The 14,596-nt window shown below is 69.3% G+C and carries 13 protein-coding genes; 12 read left to right on the top strand and 1 reads right to left on the bottom strand.

Going from position 1 to position 14,596, the window contains the following annotated elements; translation table 11 throughout:
• Positions 1 to 5: 5 nt before the first annotated feature.
• Positions 6 to 1,052 carry a DNA polymerase III subunit delta gene (holA, locus tag J1C47_RS06495; protein WP_207349927.1) on the top strand — a complete coding sequence of 349 codons (1,047 nt, stop codon included), beginning with the start codon at positions 6 to 8 and terminating at the stop codon, positions 1,050 to 1,052.
• A gap of 286 nt (positions 1,053 to 1,338) precedes the next feature.
• Positions 1,339 to 2,700: a glycosyltransferase 61 family protein gene (locus tag J1C47_RS24105; protein ID WP_207349928.1), complete on the top strand. Its 1,362-nt coding sequence runs from the start codon at positions 1,339 to 1,341 to the stop codon at positions 2,698 to 2,700.
• Between the two features lie 93 nt (positions 2,701 to 2,793).
• Here the strand turns inward: J1C47_RS24105 and J1C47_RS06505 are convergent, their stop codons facing one another.
• On the bottom strand, positions 2,794 to 4,923 hold the full coding sequence (locus J1C47_RS06505) for a S9 family peptidase (RefSeq protein ID WP_207349929.1): 2,130 nt from the start codon (positions 4,921 to 4,923) through the stop codon (positions 2,794 to 2,796).
• A gap of 337 nt (positions 4,924 to 5,260) precedes the next feature.
• Here J1C47_RS06505 and J1C47_RS06510 point away from each other — a divergent pair, with 337 nt between their 5' ends.
• The 10 genes from J1C47_RS06510 (at position 5,261) to J1C47_RS06555 (ending at position 14,554) form a co-directional block, all read left to right on the top strand.
• Positions 5,261 to 7,621: a putative monovalent cation/H+ antiporter subunit A gene (locus tag J1C47_RS06510; protein ID WP_207349930.1), complete on the top strand. Its 2,361-nt coding sequence runs from the start codon at positions 5,261 to 5,263 to the stop codon at positions 7,619 to 7,621.
• On the top strand, positions 7,618 to 8,037 hold the full coding sequence (locus J1C47_RS06515; protein ID WP_207349931.1) for a Na(+)/H(+) antiporter subunit B: 420 nt from the start codon (positions 7,618 to 7,620) through the stop codon (positions 8,035 to 8,037). Before J1C47_RS06510 ends, J1C47_RS06515 begins: the two co-directional genes overlap by 4 nt.
• Positions 8,037 to 8,414, top strand: coding sequence for a Na+/H+ antiporter subunit C (locus J1C47_RS06520; RefSeq protein ID WP_207349932.1), 378 nt, complete (start codon positions 8,037 to 8,039; stop codon positions 8,412 to 8,414). Before J1C47_RS06515 ends, J1C47_RS06520 begins: the two co-directional genes overlap by 1 nt.
• 3 nt (positions 8,415 to 8,417) lie before the next feature.
• Positions 8,418 to 10,124, top strand: coding sequence for a proton-conducting transporter transmembrane domain-containing protein (locus J1C47_RS06525; protein WP_207349933.1), 1,707 nt, complete (start codon positions 8,418 to 8,420; stop codon positions 10,122 to 10,124).
• Positions 10,121 to 10,594 carry a Na+/H+ antiporter subunit E gene (locus J1C47_RS06530; protein ID WP_207349934.1) on the top strand — a complete coding sequence of 158 codons (474 nt, stop codon included), beginning with the start codon at positions 10,121 to 10,123 and terminating at the stop codon, positions 10,592 to 10,594. The genes J1C47_RS06525 and J1C47_RS06530 overlap by 4 nt, the downstream gene beginning before the upstream one ends.
• A complete protein-coding gene (locus tag J1C47_RS06535) occupies positions 10,591 to 10,980 on the top strand; it encodes a cation:proton antiporter (RefSeq protein ID WP_207349935.1) in 390 nt (129 codons plus the stop codon). The genes J1C47_RS06530 and J1C47_RS06535 overlap by 4 nt, the downstream gene beginning before the upstream one ends.
• Positions 10,977 to 11,417 carry a monovalent cation/H(+) antiporter subunit G gene (mnhG, locus tag J1C47_RS06540; RefSeq protein ID WP_207349936.1) on the top strand — a complete coding sequence of 147 codons (441 nt, stop codon included), beginning with the start codon at positions 10,977 to 10,979 and terminating at the stop codon, positions 11,415 to 11,417. The genes J1C47_RS06535 and mnhG overlap by 4 nt, the downstream gene beginning before the upstream one ends.
• A gap of 4 nt (positions 11,418 to 11,421) precedes the next feature.
• On the top strand, positions 11,422 to 11,880 hold the full coding sequence (locus J1C47_RS06545) for a DUF423 domain-containing protein (protein ID WP_207349937.1): 459 nt from the start codon (positions 11,422 to 11,424) through the stop codon (positions 11,878 to 11,880).
• Positions 11,877 to 12,677, top strand: a complete 801-nt coding sequence (locus J1C47_RS06550; RefSeq protein WP_207349938.1) for an SDR family NAD(P)-dependent oxidoreductase — start codon at positions 11,877 to 11,879, stop codon at positions 12,675 to 12,677. The genes J1C47_RS06545 and J1C47_RS06550 overlap by 4 nt, the downstream gene beginning before the upstream one ends.
• Positions 12,678 to 12,871: 194 nt before the next feature.
• Positions 12,872 to 14,554 carry a CHASE domain-containing protein gene (locus tag J1C47_RS06555; protein WP_207349939.1) on the top strand — a complete coding sequence of 561 codons (1,683 nt, stop codon included), beginning with the start codon at positions 12,872 to 12,874 and terminating at the stop codon, positions 14,552 to 14,554.
• Positions 14,555 to 14,596: the final 42 nt, after the last annotated feature.

Below are 14,596 nucleotides of genomic sequence, written 5' to 3' on the forward strand. Positions count from 1 at the left end.
GCGGCATGGCCCAGAAGAAGGCCGGCGAGGTCGAAGCCTTCCTGGCACGGCCGGATTTCGCCTATTCGCTGGTTCTCGTCTACGGCCCGGACGTCGGCCTCGTCGCGGAGCGCTCGGCGAAGCTTGCCGCGACCTTCGGCGTCGACCCCGCCGATCCCTTCGCCGCCGTCACCCTTGCGGCCGACGAGATCGAGAAGGACATCGGCCGGCTCTACGACGAGGCGAAGACGCTGTCGCTGCTCGGCGGCCGGCGGCTCGTGCGGGTGCGCGGCGCCGGCGCCGGCCGGGCGCTGTCGGACGCCGTCGGCGATCTCGGCGGCGAAAGGCTGCCGGAGACGCTCATCCTCGTCGAGGCGGGAGACCTGAAGAAGAGCGCGGGTCTGCGCCTCAATGCCGAGCGCGGGCGGCACGCGATGGCGCTGCCCTGCTATCAGGACGAGGGCAGGGCGCTCGACCAGATGATCGACGAGGAGCTGACGGCCGCCGGGCTCTCCATGGACCGGGAGGCGCGCGAGGCGCTGAAGGCGCGGCTCGGGGCCGACCGTATCGCCTCGCGCGGCGAAGTGAAGAAGCTCTGCCTCTACGCCCTCGGCGCCCCGACGGTGACCGAGGAGGATGTCGCGGCGATCGTCGGCGACGTCTCGGCCGATGCCCTCGAAGAGGCGATCGACGCGGCGGCGGCGGGCGAGGTGAAGCGGCTGCCGCATCTGATCGACCGGCTGGCGACGGCGGGCACGCCGACTTTCCAGCTGCATCAGAACCTCCTGCGCTATTTCCAGCAGCTCGAAGCGCTGCGCGAAGGCGTCGAGCGGCGGGGAGAGCCGGTGGCGCGGGCGGTCGAGCGGCGCAGGCCGCATTTTCGCCGGCGCCCGGCGCTGGAGGCGGCGCTGTCGGCCTGGACGCTGGCGGCGATCGACCGGCGCCTGCAGGCGATCGAGGCCGACATCCTGGCGAGCCGCAAGGAGGCAGGGCTCGCCCTGACGATCACCCACCGCACGCTGATGGAGACAGCCGTCGAGGCCGCCCGGCTGCGGGCCCGCGGCCGGGGCTGAGGCGGCCGGCACCAGGCCGCCAAGCCGACCAGAGCCCCGCGGATCTGGAAGACCGCACGGGCGGCGGCGGTGCCGTCGGGCGAGGCGTACGATGACAGGAACCATCGCCGACGCTTTGATCTCCCCGTGCGCGGCGAGGGCGATGCCCGGCAGTGCCGAGGGGGTGCCGCGTGCGGCGACGAATGGAGCGAGGTGCCGCTCGCTCTCGCCGAAGCCGGACGCGGTGTGGACAAGACGACGCTCGCGGTGCGGGGGCTCGAACCGAGATGGCCAGCCCCCGCCTCGCGTGACAGAGTGGACGAGGGGCGGACTCGAATCGGCGGCGCCCCGACCTTCGTCGCGGCTGCGGCACGGCCGCCGGTCGTCGCCACCGCAGGCGTTGTTTCGGGCGCCTCGGCACTCCGGTGCAGGGTGGCCCGCCCGCAGCTTCACGGATTGGGTCGGCCATATGTGGTCTTCGTCTCGCGCGCTCATGCGTCCCCGATTGCTGTCGCGCCTCACGCGCCAAAGCCGTGCCGGAAAAGGCGGCGGTGGATCGGGACGCCATGTCCTCGGAACCGTGACCGAGCGCGAAGCCGCCCTTATCCGGCAGGACGTGCCCGCACCTGACCCCGGCGTCGCCGTCTACGAGAACTGCTTCGTACCGCCGGCCCGGATCGACGCGATGGCGCCGCTGACGATGGCTGCGGGCGCATATCGGGCGGACGGCACGATGATTGCGGGAACCGGCCTGCAACGGCCCCACGGCGGCGCGATCCGGGAGACCGTTCTGAGCTACGACGAGCTGCAGGTGAATGGCGAAGAATACGCCGAGGCCGTCTATGGCGGCTACATCCTTCCCCATTTCGGGCATTTCATGATCGAGAGCGCCGCGCGGCTCTGGTGGGTGGCGCGCAACCGATATCAGGGCCCGGTGATCTTCCAGACGGTCCTGCCGAAGTTCCCGGACTATGCGCAGCGCTTCTTTTCCCTGCTCGGCGTCAGCCCCGTCGTCCTCGACGGGGCCGAGGGCGTCCGCGTCCGCTCGCTGATCGTCCCGGATGCCGCGGCCATGGAACGGGGCGGAGTGCATCGCAGCTTCCTTCTGCCCTTCCAGCAGATCGCCGAAGCATCGGCGCAAAAGACCGGCCCGGAAAGGCTCTTCGTGTCGCGAGGCCGGGGCGTCGGGGTCGTCTTCGGCGAGGCCACGGTGCAGAAGGCGTTGCGCAAGGAGGGCTTCGCGGTGCTGGACCCGACCCGGGCAACGCTGCCCGAACAGATCGCGGCCTTCGCCAACGCCCGGGAAATCGTCGGCTGTACCGGTTCGGCAATGCACAACGTCCTTTACTCCCGCCAAGCCGCCAGGGTGGCCTTCCTCTGCCGGAGCGGATCGATCGCACCGACTTTCCCGGCAATCGACCAGGCACTCGAATCCTACGAGAGCTTTTACATCTACGCGGCGCTGAACCCGCTGCCCACCACCAGCGGCCTGATGAGCCCGCGTCTCATCGATTCCGAGGCCTGTTGCCGCCATCTCTTCGAGGCCGGCTTCCTGTCGAGGCTTCCGAAAATCGATCCGCGCGATCTCGTCGAGGAGCGCGATCTCTACATGCGCGAATGGCGGCGCCTGCATGATGCGAAGACGCCGCCCAAGGGTCGCGCGCCGTGACGACGGCCGGGCAGCGACGGGGCGGCGCTCCTCGCGAAGCCGTCCGGCGCCGATCCCTCGGCGAACCTGTGACGGCGTCCGGCGATGCTCGAATTACTCGGTCAGTCCCATCAGCCTGAGCGCGAAGGCGTGGATGTAGGCGACCTCCTCCAGCTTGGAGAAGCGGCCGGAGGCGCCGGCATGGCCGGAATCCATGTTGGTGCGCAGGAGCACCGGATTGTCGTCGGTCTTCATCTCGCGCAGCCGCGCCACCCATTTGGCCGGTTCCCAATAGGTGACGCGCGGATCGGTCAGGCCGGCGAGCACGAGGATCGGCGGATAGGCCTGGCGCTTGACGTTGTCGTAGGGGCTGTAGGAGGCGATCACCGCGTAGTCCTCGCCCGACAGCACCGGGTTGCCCCATTCGGGCCATTCCGGCGGGGTCAGCGGCAGCGTCTCGTCGAGCATCGTGTTGAGGACGTCGACGAAGGGGACGACGGCGACGATGCCGCCGAACTTTTCCGGCGCCATGTTGGCGACGGCCCCCATCAGCATGCCGCCGGCCGAGCCGCCCTCGGCGATGATGAGCCGGTGCGTGGTGAAGCCCTCGGCGACGAGATGGTCGGCGGCGGCGATGAAGTCGGTGAAGGTGTTGGCCTTGTTGCGGCGGCGGCCGGCATCGTACCAGCGGAAGCCCTTGTCCTTGCCGCCGCGGATGTGGGCGATGGCGTAGACGAAGCCGCGATCGACCAGCGACAGGATGTTGGCGTTGAAGCTCGCCGGAATGGTGATGCCGTAGGAGCCGTAGCCGTAGAGGAGGGCGGGCGCCGAGCCGTCGAGCGGCGTGTCGCGGCGGTAGAGCAGCGACACCGGCACGGTCTCGCCGTCCTTGGCCGGGGCGAAGATGCGGCGGGTGACATAGGCGTGCGGATCGTGGCCGGAGGGGATCTCCTGCGTCTTCAGGAGCTTCCGTTCGCGGCTTTCGACGTCGTACTCGAAGGTCTGGGTCGGCGTGGTCAGCGAGGAATAGGTGAAGCGGATCGCCGTCGTGTCGAACTCGTAGGTGCCCGACAGGCCGAGGGAATAGGCCTCTTCGGCGAAGGCGACCGCGTGTTCGGCGCCGTCCGAGAGCCGCTTGACGACGATGCGCGGCAGGCCCTCGCGGCGCTCCAGCCAGATCAGGTGGTTTGAAAGCACGAAGTGGTCGAGGATCAGCCGGCCGTCCTCGTGCGGCACGTAGTCGGTCCATTCCCGCCGGCCGACGGCGTCGACCGGCGCGGTGACGATCTTGAAGTCCTGCGCGCCGTCGGCATTGGTGCGGATGTAGAGGGTGCCGCCGCCCTCGTCGACGTCGTATTCGACGCCGGTCTCGCGCTCGGCGAGGAGCCGCGGCTCGGCGGCGGGGTTGGCCGCCGGGATCAGCCAGCATTCCGAGGTCTCGTGGTCGTGGATGTCGATCACCACGAACTCGTCGGACTGGGTCTTGCCGACGCCCATGAAGAAGCCGGCGTCGGTCTCCTCGTAGATCAGCGCGTCGTTGGCCGGATGGTCGCCGAGCCGGTGGTAGAAGACCCGGCTCGGACGGTGGTTGGAATCGAGCCGGGTGTAGAACAGGCCGTTGCAGCGCGCCGACCAGACGCCGCCGCCGCCGGTGTCCTCGACGATGTCGGCGGTGTCCTCGCCGGTCTCGAGGTCGCGGATGCGCAGGGTGTAGAATTCCGAGCCCTTGTCGTCATAGGCCCAGGCGAGCAAGCGATGGTCGCCGGAATGGCTGGCGCCGCCGAGCGAGAAATACGGCCGGCCCTCGGCCTCCTTGACCGCGTCGATCAGCACCTTGGCCTCGCCGCCCGCGCGCGGCGTGCGCACGAAGCGCGGATATTCGGCGCCGGCCTCGTAGGCGATGCCGTAGGCGAACGGTCCGTCGGGAGCGGGAACGGAGGAATCGTCCTCCTTGATGCGGCCGCGCATCTCCTTCACCAGCGCCTCGCGCAGCGCCTCGGTGCCGGCCATGACGCTTTTCTGGTAGGCGTTCTCGGCCTCGAGATGGGTGCGGATCGCCGGGTCGAGCAGTCCGGCGTCCTTGAACACCTCCTGCCAGTTCTCCGCCCGCAGCCAGGCATAGGGGTCGACGCGTTCGCGGCCGTGGCGGATGTCCGACATGACGCGCTGCTCGGGCAGCGGCGGCTTGGGAAGGTCGGCGGGAACGGCGAATCGGTTCGTCACGGGCAGGTCTTCCGGGCTCATCGTCGAAGGGGCGGATGGCTCTTGGCGCGATTTCAGCCCAATCCGCCGACAATTGCCACCTCTCGACGCCCGTCGGCGGCATGGCGCCCACGGAATGGTAACGGAAGTGTTGACCAACTGCCGGTAAATCGGCGCACCGAGATCTGCGCCGCAGGTAAGTCCTCGCCGCCGGCTGTGCAAGCCTCGTCACGGGGGAGCGGACGTCGCGCCGCGGAAATTGCCGCAGGTCCCGCCGGCGACCCACGTCCTTGCTCCCGGACGTGCCGGTTCTTATAGAACGGTGACTGGCATGCCGTTCCGGCGGCAGGCCTTCCGGGGGAAACGGCAGGGACGGCGGATGGCGGAAATCGAGGCGACGACCGGTGGAACCCTGGCCCTTGCCCTGCCATTCATCGCCGCAGCGCTCGCGCCGCTCCTGAAGCGGATCTTCGGCTCCGCCGCGGCCTGGATCCTGGCGCTGGCACCCGCCGCCGCCTTCGTCATCCTCGCGGGCTTCCTGCCGACCGTCGCGCACGGCGGCGTCGTTTCCTTCGGCTACGACTGGATCCCCGCCTTCGACGTCCGCTTCTCCTTCCGCATCGACGGCCTCGCCTCGACCTTCGCGCTCTTGATCACCGGCATCGGCACGCTGATCGTGCTCTATTCGGGGGGCTATCTGAAGGGCCACCGCGACCAGGGCCGGTTCTTCTCCTTCATCCTGATGTTCATGGGCTCGATGCTCGGCCTCGTCCTTGCCGACGACCTGATGACGCTGTTCGTCTACTGGGAGCTGACCTCGATCACCTCCTTCCTTCTGATCGGCTTCGACCACGAGCGGGAGAGGGCGCGGCGCGGGGCGATCCAGGCGCTGGCGATCACCGGCGGCGGCGGGCTGGCGTTGCTCGCCGGCTTCATCGTGATCCGCGAACTCGCGGGGCTGAACTCGATGAGCGACATCCTCGCCGCGGGCGACGCGCTGAGGGCGAGTCCGGCCTATGTGACGATCCTGATCCTCGTCCTCTGCGGCGCCTTCACCAAGTCGGCGCAGATGCCGTTCCACGTCTGGCTGCCCAACGCCATGGAGGCGCCGACGCCGGTCTCGGCCTATCTCCATTCCGCGACCATGGTGAAGGCCGGCGTCTACCTGCTCCTGCGCATGCAGCCGGCGCTCGGCGGCACCGAGCTCTGGACCACCGTCTTGCCGCTGTTCGGCGCGGTCACCCTCGTCATGGGCGCGCTGCTCGCGGTGCGCGCCACCGACATCAAGATCACCCTCGCCTATACGACGGTCTCCTCGCTCGGCCTCCTCGTCATGCTGATCGGCGTCGGCACCGAAGGCGCGCTGATCGGCGCGGTGCTCTATCTGATCGCCCATTCGCTGTTCAAGGGCGGGCTGTTCATGGTCGCCGGCTCGGTCGATCACGGCGCCCATACCCGCGAAATCGAAAGGCTCGGCGGCCTCGCCCGGCCGATGCCGATCACCTTCGCGGCGGCGCTTCTCTGCGCGCTGTCGATGGGCGGGATATCGCCCTTCGTCGGCTTCCTCGCCAAGGAGGAGATCTACCACGCGCTCGAACAAGGCGACGCCTGGCACGTCTTCCTGATCGGCGCGGCGATCCTCGGCAACGCGCTGATGTTCGCCGCCGCCTTCATCGTCGCGCTGAAGCCCTTCCTCGGCAGGCTGCCCGAGACCATCCACCACCCGCACGAGGGCGGCGTGACGATCTGGTTCGGCCCGCTTATCCTCGGCGTCCTGTCGCTTCTCGGGGCGCTGTTCTTCGAGACCTACCACGCGCTGCTTTCCGGCCCGATGGCGAGCGCGGCGATCGGCGCGCCGGTCCGGATCGACATCTCATGGGTGCCGCATCTCAATCTCGCCTTCGCCCTGTCGCTGGCGACGATCGCGCTCGGCATCTGCATCTATCTCGCCTCGAGCCGCCTGCGCACGGCGACCGCCGCGACGCTGGAGCGGATCGGCTGGGGCCCCGACGTCGGCTTCGACCAGGCGATGCGCGGGCTGCTGCACGTTTCCGTCTTCGTCACGCGGCGCCTGCAGTCCGGCCGGCTCGACTACTACATGACGGTCACGGTGATGGCGATCACCGCGGCGCTGTTCGTGCCGATGATCCTCACCGGCACGCTGCCGGCCGAGCCGCAGATGCCGGATCTGCGTTTCTACGAGTGGATCGTGATCCTGCTCATCCTGGTCGGCATCGTCGCGGTGGTCATCGCCAAGAACCGGCTGACGGCGATCGTCTCGCTCGGCATCCAGGGTTTCGGCACGGCGCTGATCTTCATGCTGCTCGGGGCGCCGGACCTTTCCTTCACGCAATTCATGGTCGAGACGCTGTCGGTCGTCATCCTCGCCCTCGTGATGACCCGGCTGAAGCTTTCGCCGGCCGACCACCGGCCGTGGCGCGAAAAGCTGCCCGACGCGCTTCTGGCTGCCGGCGGCGGAGCCGGCTTCGGCGTCTTCCTGCTCGCCATCGCCCAGCGGCCCTTCGACCCGGTGCTGTCCGACTTCTTCGAGCGCTATTCCTATGCGATCGCCCACGGCCACAACATCGTCAACGTCATCATCGTCGACTTCCGCGGCGTCGACACGATGGGCGAGATCGCCGTGGTGATGACCACCGGCCTCGCCATCCTCGCCTTGATCCGCATCCGCGTCGGCCGCAAGGGAACCGCCGAGCCAGACCCGACGGAGACGACGCCATGAGAACCGTGATCTTCCGCTTCACCGCGCCGTATCTGACCGCGCTGATGGTGCTGTTCTCGATCTTCGTGCTCCTGCGCGGCCACAACGACCCGGGCGGCGGCTTCATCGGCGGGCTGATCGCCGCCTCGGCCCTGGCCATCTACGGCATCGCCTGCGGCGTCGGGCCGGTGCGCCGGGCGCTCTACTTCCATCCGATGGCGATCTCGGCCGCCGGGCTCGTCGCCGCTGTCGTCGCCGGCATCTTCTCGGTCTTCGCCGGCACCGGCTTCATGACCGGGCTTTGGGTGTTTCCGACGCTGTTCGGCACCGAGGTCGCGCTGTCGACGCCGATGCTCTTCGACATCGGCGTCTATCTCGTCGTCGTCGGCGGCATCTCCTCGATCGCGCTCGCCCTCGAAGAAAGAGAATCCGACTGATGGAAGCGACCCTCAGCCTCGTCGTCGGCTGCCTCTTCGCCGTCGCCCTCTACCTCATCCTGTCGAAGCACATCATCCGCATGCTGCTCGGCGTCGTGCTGCTCTCCAACGCCGTCAACATCCTGATCTTCACCGCCGGCCGCGTCGCCTCCGTCGCGCCGCCGCTGGTGCCGGAAGGCGCCGGGGCGCCGCTGTCGGCGGTCGCCAACCCGCTGCCTCAGGCGCTGATCCTGACGGCGATCGTGATCTCCTTCTCCTTCTTCGCCTTCCTGCTGGTGCTCGCCTACCGGGCCTATCAGGACCTCGGCACCGACGACACCGACCGGATGCGCGTCGCCGAGCCCGAGAACGACGGCTTGCCGCCGCTGGGATATTAGAGCATGGCCGCATCTTCCTCCGAGACCGCGATGCTGAAGGCCGAGGCGATGGTCCACGGCGCCTTCTCGCCGGCGGACTTCCTGGTGATCGCGCCGGTCGCCGTGTGCTTCCTGTTCGGGGCGGTGCTGCTGATGGCGCGCAAGCGCGTCGAGTGGCATCCCTTCGTGGCGATCCCGGGCTTCGCCCTCGTCCTCGGCATCGACGTCGCCCTGCTCCTGAAGGTCGCGGCCGACGGGCCGCAGACGATGATGATGGGCAACTGGCGGCCGCCCTTCGGCATCGCCTTCACCGTCGACATGCTGGGCGCGCTGTTCGCCGCGACGGCGGGCTTCGTGGCGCTCTGCGCGGCGATCTACGCGACCTTCTCGATGAGCCGCACCGAGAGGCGCTACGGCTTCTTCCCCTTCCTGTTCCTGATGATGGGCGGCGTCTCGGGCGCCTTCCTCACCGGCGACATCTTCAATCTCTACGTCTGGTTCGAGGTGCTTCTGATCGGCTCCTTCGGCCTCCTGATCCTCGGCTCGGAACACGAACAGCTCGACGGCGCGACGAAATACAGCTTCCTCAACCTCGTGGCGACGACGCTGTTTCTCATCACCACCGGCTATCTCTACGGCCTGTTCGGCACGCTCAACATGGCCGACATCGCCCAGAAGGCCGGCAGATTCGAAAACGACGGCGCGCTTTTGACGATCGCGCTGCTCTATCTCGTCGCCTTCGGCATGAAGGCGGCGGCCTTCCCGCTGAACTTCTGGCTGCCGGCCTCCTATCACACGCCGCGCTTCGTCGTGTCGGCGCTGTTCGCCGGGCTGTTGACGAAGGTCGGCGTCTACGCGCTGATCCGCGTTCTCCTGATGCTGTTTCCGCCGCAGCATGCCGATCTCGCGACGCTGATCTCCTGGGTGGCGATCCTGACCATGCTGGCCGGCGCCCTCGGCGCGCTGGCTCAGAGCGACCTGCGGCGGCTGCTCAACTATTTCGTCATCGCCGGCATCGGCACGATCTTCGCGGGCCTCGCCGTGACGGATCCGGGAAGCGGCGCCGCCCCGGCCGTCGTCGCGGGCGCCGCGCAGGCCGCCGGCACCATCACCGCGGCGACGGGGGATGCGGCAGCGGCGGCGCCGCTCCTCGCGCAGCATCCGGGCGCCATGGTCGTCGCGCTCTCGGGCGCCGTCTTCTACGCCCTCCACTCGATCGTCGTGATGACCGCGCTCTATCTCGCCGGCGGCACGGCGGCGCGCCTTTCCGGCTCGTCCTCGCTGTTCGCGATGGGCGGCCTGTGGCGGCAGCGGCCGGGGCTCGCCGCCCTGATGCTCGTCTTCCTCCTGTCGGTCTCGGGCCTGCCGCCCTTTTCGGGCTTCTGGCCGAAGGTGATCCTGGTGCGCGGCGCATTCCAGGCGGGCCTGCCGCTGCTCGGCGCGGTCATCCTCCTCACCGGCTTCCTGATGACGGTCGCCAGCGCCAGGGTCTTCGCCTTCGCCTTCTGGCGGAACCCGCCGGAGCGGGGCGCAGGGACGGACGGCGCGAGCTTCCCGCCGCAGAAAGAGCCGGTGCCGCTCCTGTCGATGCTGCCGCTCTTGATGCTCGCCGTCTTCGTCGTCATCGCCGGCATCCTGCCGCAGTGGCTCGTCGGTCTCACGGACGTCGCGGCGCGGGGCGTCGTCGACCCCGCGGCCTATGTCGGTTCGGTCTTCGGAGGCGGCTCGTGATCCTGTTCCTGATCAACATCGTGCTGGCGCTGACCTGGACCGTCGTCAGCGGCTCCTTCACCTTCCTCAACCTGGTCTTCGGCTTCCTGCTCGGCGCCGCCTCGCTCTATCTGATCCGCCGCGAGATCGGCACGACCGGCTATGTCGACCGCTTCTTCCGGATCGGCTCGCTGTTCCTGCTCTTCGTCAAGGAACTGCTGCTGTCGGCCTGGCGGGTCGCGGTGGTCGTCCTGTCGCCGAAGATGGACCTCACCCCCGGCGTCTTCGCCTACCGCCTGAAGGTCGACCGCGACTTCGAGATCACGCTGCTCGCCAATCTCATCACCCTGACGCCGGGAACGCTGTCGGTCGACGTCTCCGAGGACCGCTCGACGCTCTACGTCCACGCCATCGACTGCTCCGACCCCGATTCGACCCGCGCCGACATCGCCTCGGGCTTCGAGCGCAAGATCCTCGAGGCCTTCCGATGACCCTCAGCGACTTTTCCCGGACGTTTCTCGAGGTCTGCGTCGATCTCTCGCTGGCGCTGCTCGGCATCGCCTTCTTCCTGACCATCGCCCGGATCGTCCTCGGCCCGACGCTGCCCGACCGCGTGCTCGGCCTCGACATGCTCACCTCGGTCGCCATCGGCTTCATCGCGGTGATCGGCATCGACACCGGCTTCGTGCTCTATGTCGACATCGCCATCGCCCTCGGCCTCGTCGGCTTCCTGGCGACGGTGGCCTTCGCCCGTTTCATCCTCGCCAGGGGCAAGACCGGCGACGATTCCGAGCGCCAGGACCTGCGCGACATGGACGACGACCCCTTCGCCGGCAAGGGCGGCGGCAACCGCACGGTGACGGAGGACGGACGATGATCGACGCGGTGCTCTCGATCCTCGCGGGGCTGCTGATCCTCGCGGGCTCGCTGTTTGCGGCCGTCGCCGCCTTCGGCATGCTGCGCCTGCCGGATCTCTATACGCGCATGCACGCCGCCTCGAAGGCCGGCTCGGTCGGCTCGGGCATGGCGCTCATGGCCCTCGCCCTCGTCTCCCATTCCGGGCCCGAGGCGCTGCGGGCGATCGCCGCCATCGCCTTCTTCCTTTTGACGGCGCCGCTCTCGGCACATCTTCTCGCCAAGGCGGCCTATGCGGTGGGATACCGGATGTGGCCGGGCTCGGTGCTCGACGAGATGCCGAAGCTTGCGGTGACGACCCGCCAGTCCGACACGCCCGGCTCGGACCGGCCCGGCCCGGAAAGGCCCGCCCCGGATCGGCGCGCCCCGGCCGCGCCGGAACGGCGGGAGGGAGACTGAACCGATGTCCGGTGCCGGAACGCGCGTTCTCTCGGGCCTCCTCGTGGTCTTTGCCGGGCTGTTCGGTGCGGCGGGCGTCGCGGGGGCCGCCGTCGCGGCCCATGTCGCGGCCAACGACCGGCTGGTCGCCATCGCCGCGTCGATGGCGCTGATCCATGCGCCGGCGCTTCTCGGCCTCGCCGCGATCCTGCCGCGGGCGCCGCGCCTCCTCGGGCTCGCCGGCGTCGCGACGGTGGTCGGCGTTGTCCTGTTCTCGGGCGATCTCGCCATGCGGACGGCGAGCGGCGCCGCGCTGTTCGAAAATGCCGCGCCGACCGGCGGCACCATGCTGATCGCCGGCTGGCTCCTCGTTGCCGTCGCCGGCCTTTTCGCCATGTTCCGCAAGGGCGCGCGAGGCGAAAGCGCGAAGGCCAGCGCTCAGGCACCGGCGCGGGCGCCGTCGATCGATGGAGTGACCAGATGACCGGCTTCGATCCGCAACTCTTCGCCGGAAGGACCGTCGTCGTCACCGGCGCCGGCCGGGGCATCGGCGCGGCGGTCGCGAGGGAGTTCCTCGCCACCGGCGCGGCGGTCGTCGCCCATGCCGGCCGGACGCTGGAGCATGCCGAAGCCGACCTCCTTGCAGGCCTTGGCGAAGCGGCGAGGGCGCGCCTCGTCCTCGTCACCGGCGATCTCAGCCGGCGCGGTGGCGGCGAGAGCCTCGCGGCCGCCGTCGTCGAAAAGCTCGGCGGCAAGGCCCTCGACGTCCTCGTCAACAATGCCGGAACGATGGTCGGCCGCATCCCGGCCGGCGCGGTCGACGACGCAGCCTTCGACGCCGTGGTCGATCTCAACGTCCGCTCGGTCGTCGCGCTGACGACGGCGCTGCTGCCGGCGTTGAAGCGAGGCGGAGAAGCCGAAGGCGGCGCGGCGATCGTCAACACCTCGTCGATCTCGGCGACCGTCGGCGGCTCGCCCGGCTCCTCGCTCTATTCCGCCTCCAAGGCCTTCGTCTCGACCTGGACGCGGGCGCTCGCGCGCGAGCTCGCACCCGACCGGATCCGCGTCAACGCCGTCTCGCCCGGCACCATCATGACGGACTTCCACCGCCGCTACTCGTCGCCCGAAAAGCTCGAGGCCACCGCCGCCTCGATCCCGATGAAGCGGCTCGGCACCGCCGAGGACTGCGCCCCGGCCTATCTGTTCCTCGCCAGCCCGCGGCTCTCGGGATACCTGACCGGGCAGGTGATCGAGGTGAATGGCGGCCAGTTCATGGGGTGAGGGCCGGCGCGCCGGCGTCGCCGCCCGCACCCCGTCCCGGCCGCGCGGCGAGCGTGCAGAAAGGCCACGAAGCGTTTGAAATCATAACTCTGCCGTTTCATTGGCCGGCATGAACGCCTATGACGGGAGGGTCGGTGCGTTCTTCTCGCGGCGACCCGGGGCACGGCGGTGAATTGAAGAAGCGGATCATTTCGGTGGTGGTTTTCTCACTGGCGGCGGCCATCGGCCTGTCGCTGGCGGGACAGCTCCGGATTTCGCGCGAGGACGCCGACCACCGCAGGTTCGAGCAGTTTTCCGACGATGCCCTCAGCCGCGTCGAATCGCGCCTCGAGCTCCACCTCTCGCTGCTCTATGCGACGCGCGCCTTCCTCGCCGTCGAGGGCACCGACCTGCCGGTCGGGGATTTCCGCCGCTACGTCGCGGGTATCGACATCGCCGAGCGTTACGCCGGCATCCAGGGGATCGGCTATGCCCCCATCGCCGCGGCCGGCAACGACGCGGCGACGAGCGACGCGCTGGCGGCCCGCTACGGCCGCACGGTGAAGGTCTGGCCGGAGACGACCGACCAGGCGCAGCGCACGCCGATCACGCTGCTCGAGCCGCAGGACGAGCGCAACAAGGCCGCGCTCGGCTACGACATGTTCTCCGACCCGGTGCGGCGCGCGGCGATGGAGGCCGCCGCCAAGAGCGGCAAGCCCGTCGCCTCGGGGCCGGTGCGGCTCGTCCAGGAGATCGACGAGAACCGCCAGTTCGGCTTCCTCGTCTATCTGCCCGTCGCGCCGGCCGGCGCCGATGCCAGTGCCGACCCTGGGGCCGATGCCGGTGCCGGCCCTGGGGCCGACGCCGCGACGGGAACGGCGCCCGGCCGGCCGCAGGGCTTCGTCTATGCGGCCTTCCGCATCGGCGACATGCTGACGGCCGCCTTGTTCGAACGGCCGCTGCTGCCGATCCACGTCGAGGTCTTCGACGGCGCGGCCCGGCCGGAGAACATGATCTTCGATTCCGACGAAAGCGTCTCGACAAACGGCCCGGACTACGTCGCCGAGCGGCGCATCGACGTCGCGGGCCGCAGCTGGCTCTTGCGGATCAGCCCGACCGCCCGGTTCGAGCGCTGGAGCTCGGGCCACCAGTCCGCGCTGCTCTCGGCCCTCGTGCTGGTGCTCGCTCTGGCGCTGGCGCTGCTGACGCTGGTCCAGGCGCGGCGGCTCGAGGCCGTCGCCGCGCTGAACCGCGAGGGCGAGCGCAGCCTCGCGCAGAAGGACCTGCTGCTGCGCGAGATGAACCACCGGATCAAGAACTCGATCGCGCGCGTGCTCTCGATCGCCCGCCAGACGGCGCGTCGCTCGACCGATCTCGACGACTTCGTCGAGCGCTATTCGGCGCGGCTGCAGGCGATGAGCGCCGCGCAGGAGATGCTGACGCGGTCGAAATGGAGCCGGGCGGAGCTGCGCGAGCTCCTCGCCGCCGAACTCGACCAGGTGTTCGGCGAGGACCGGCACGACTACACGCTCGACGGTCCCGCCCTCGAGGTGGACGAGACGGCGGCGCAGGCGCTCGGCCTGACCTTCCACGAGATCGCCACCAATGCGATGAAATACGGCGCGCTGTCGGATCCGGACGGGTCGCTCTCCGTCAAGTGGCGCAAGGAGGCGGACGACGTCGTCATCGACTGGCGCGAGACCGGCGGAACCAAGCCGGACCTTGCCGCGGCGCGGCCCGGATTCGGCACCCGGCTGATCGACATGACGATCCGCGGCGAGCTGCGCGGCTCGATCGAGCGGATGGTCGAGGGCGATCTCTTCGCCATCCTGATCCGCTTTCCCTTCGTCGACCGGCCGCAGCAGCGGCCGCAGCCTGTGCCCGGCGCACGCCTCTGATACGAATGAGGTTGCCGTTCCGGCGAGTGGTCCGGTGACTGG

Origin of the sequence: Jiella sonneratiae (assembly GCF_017353515.1) — a bacterium.
Classification (GTDB): Bacteria; Pseudomonadota; Alphaproteobacteria; order Rhizobiales; family Rhizobiaceae; genus Jiella; species Jiella sonneratiae.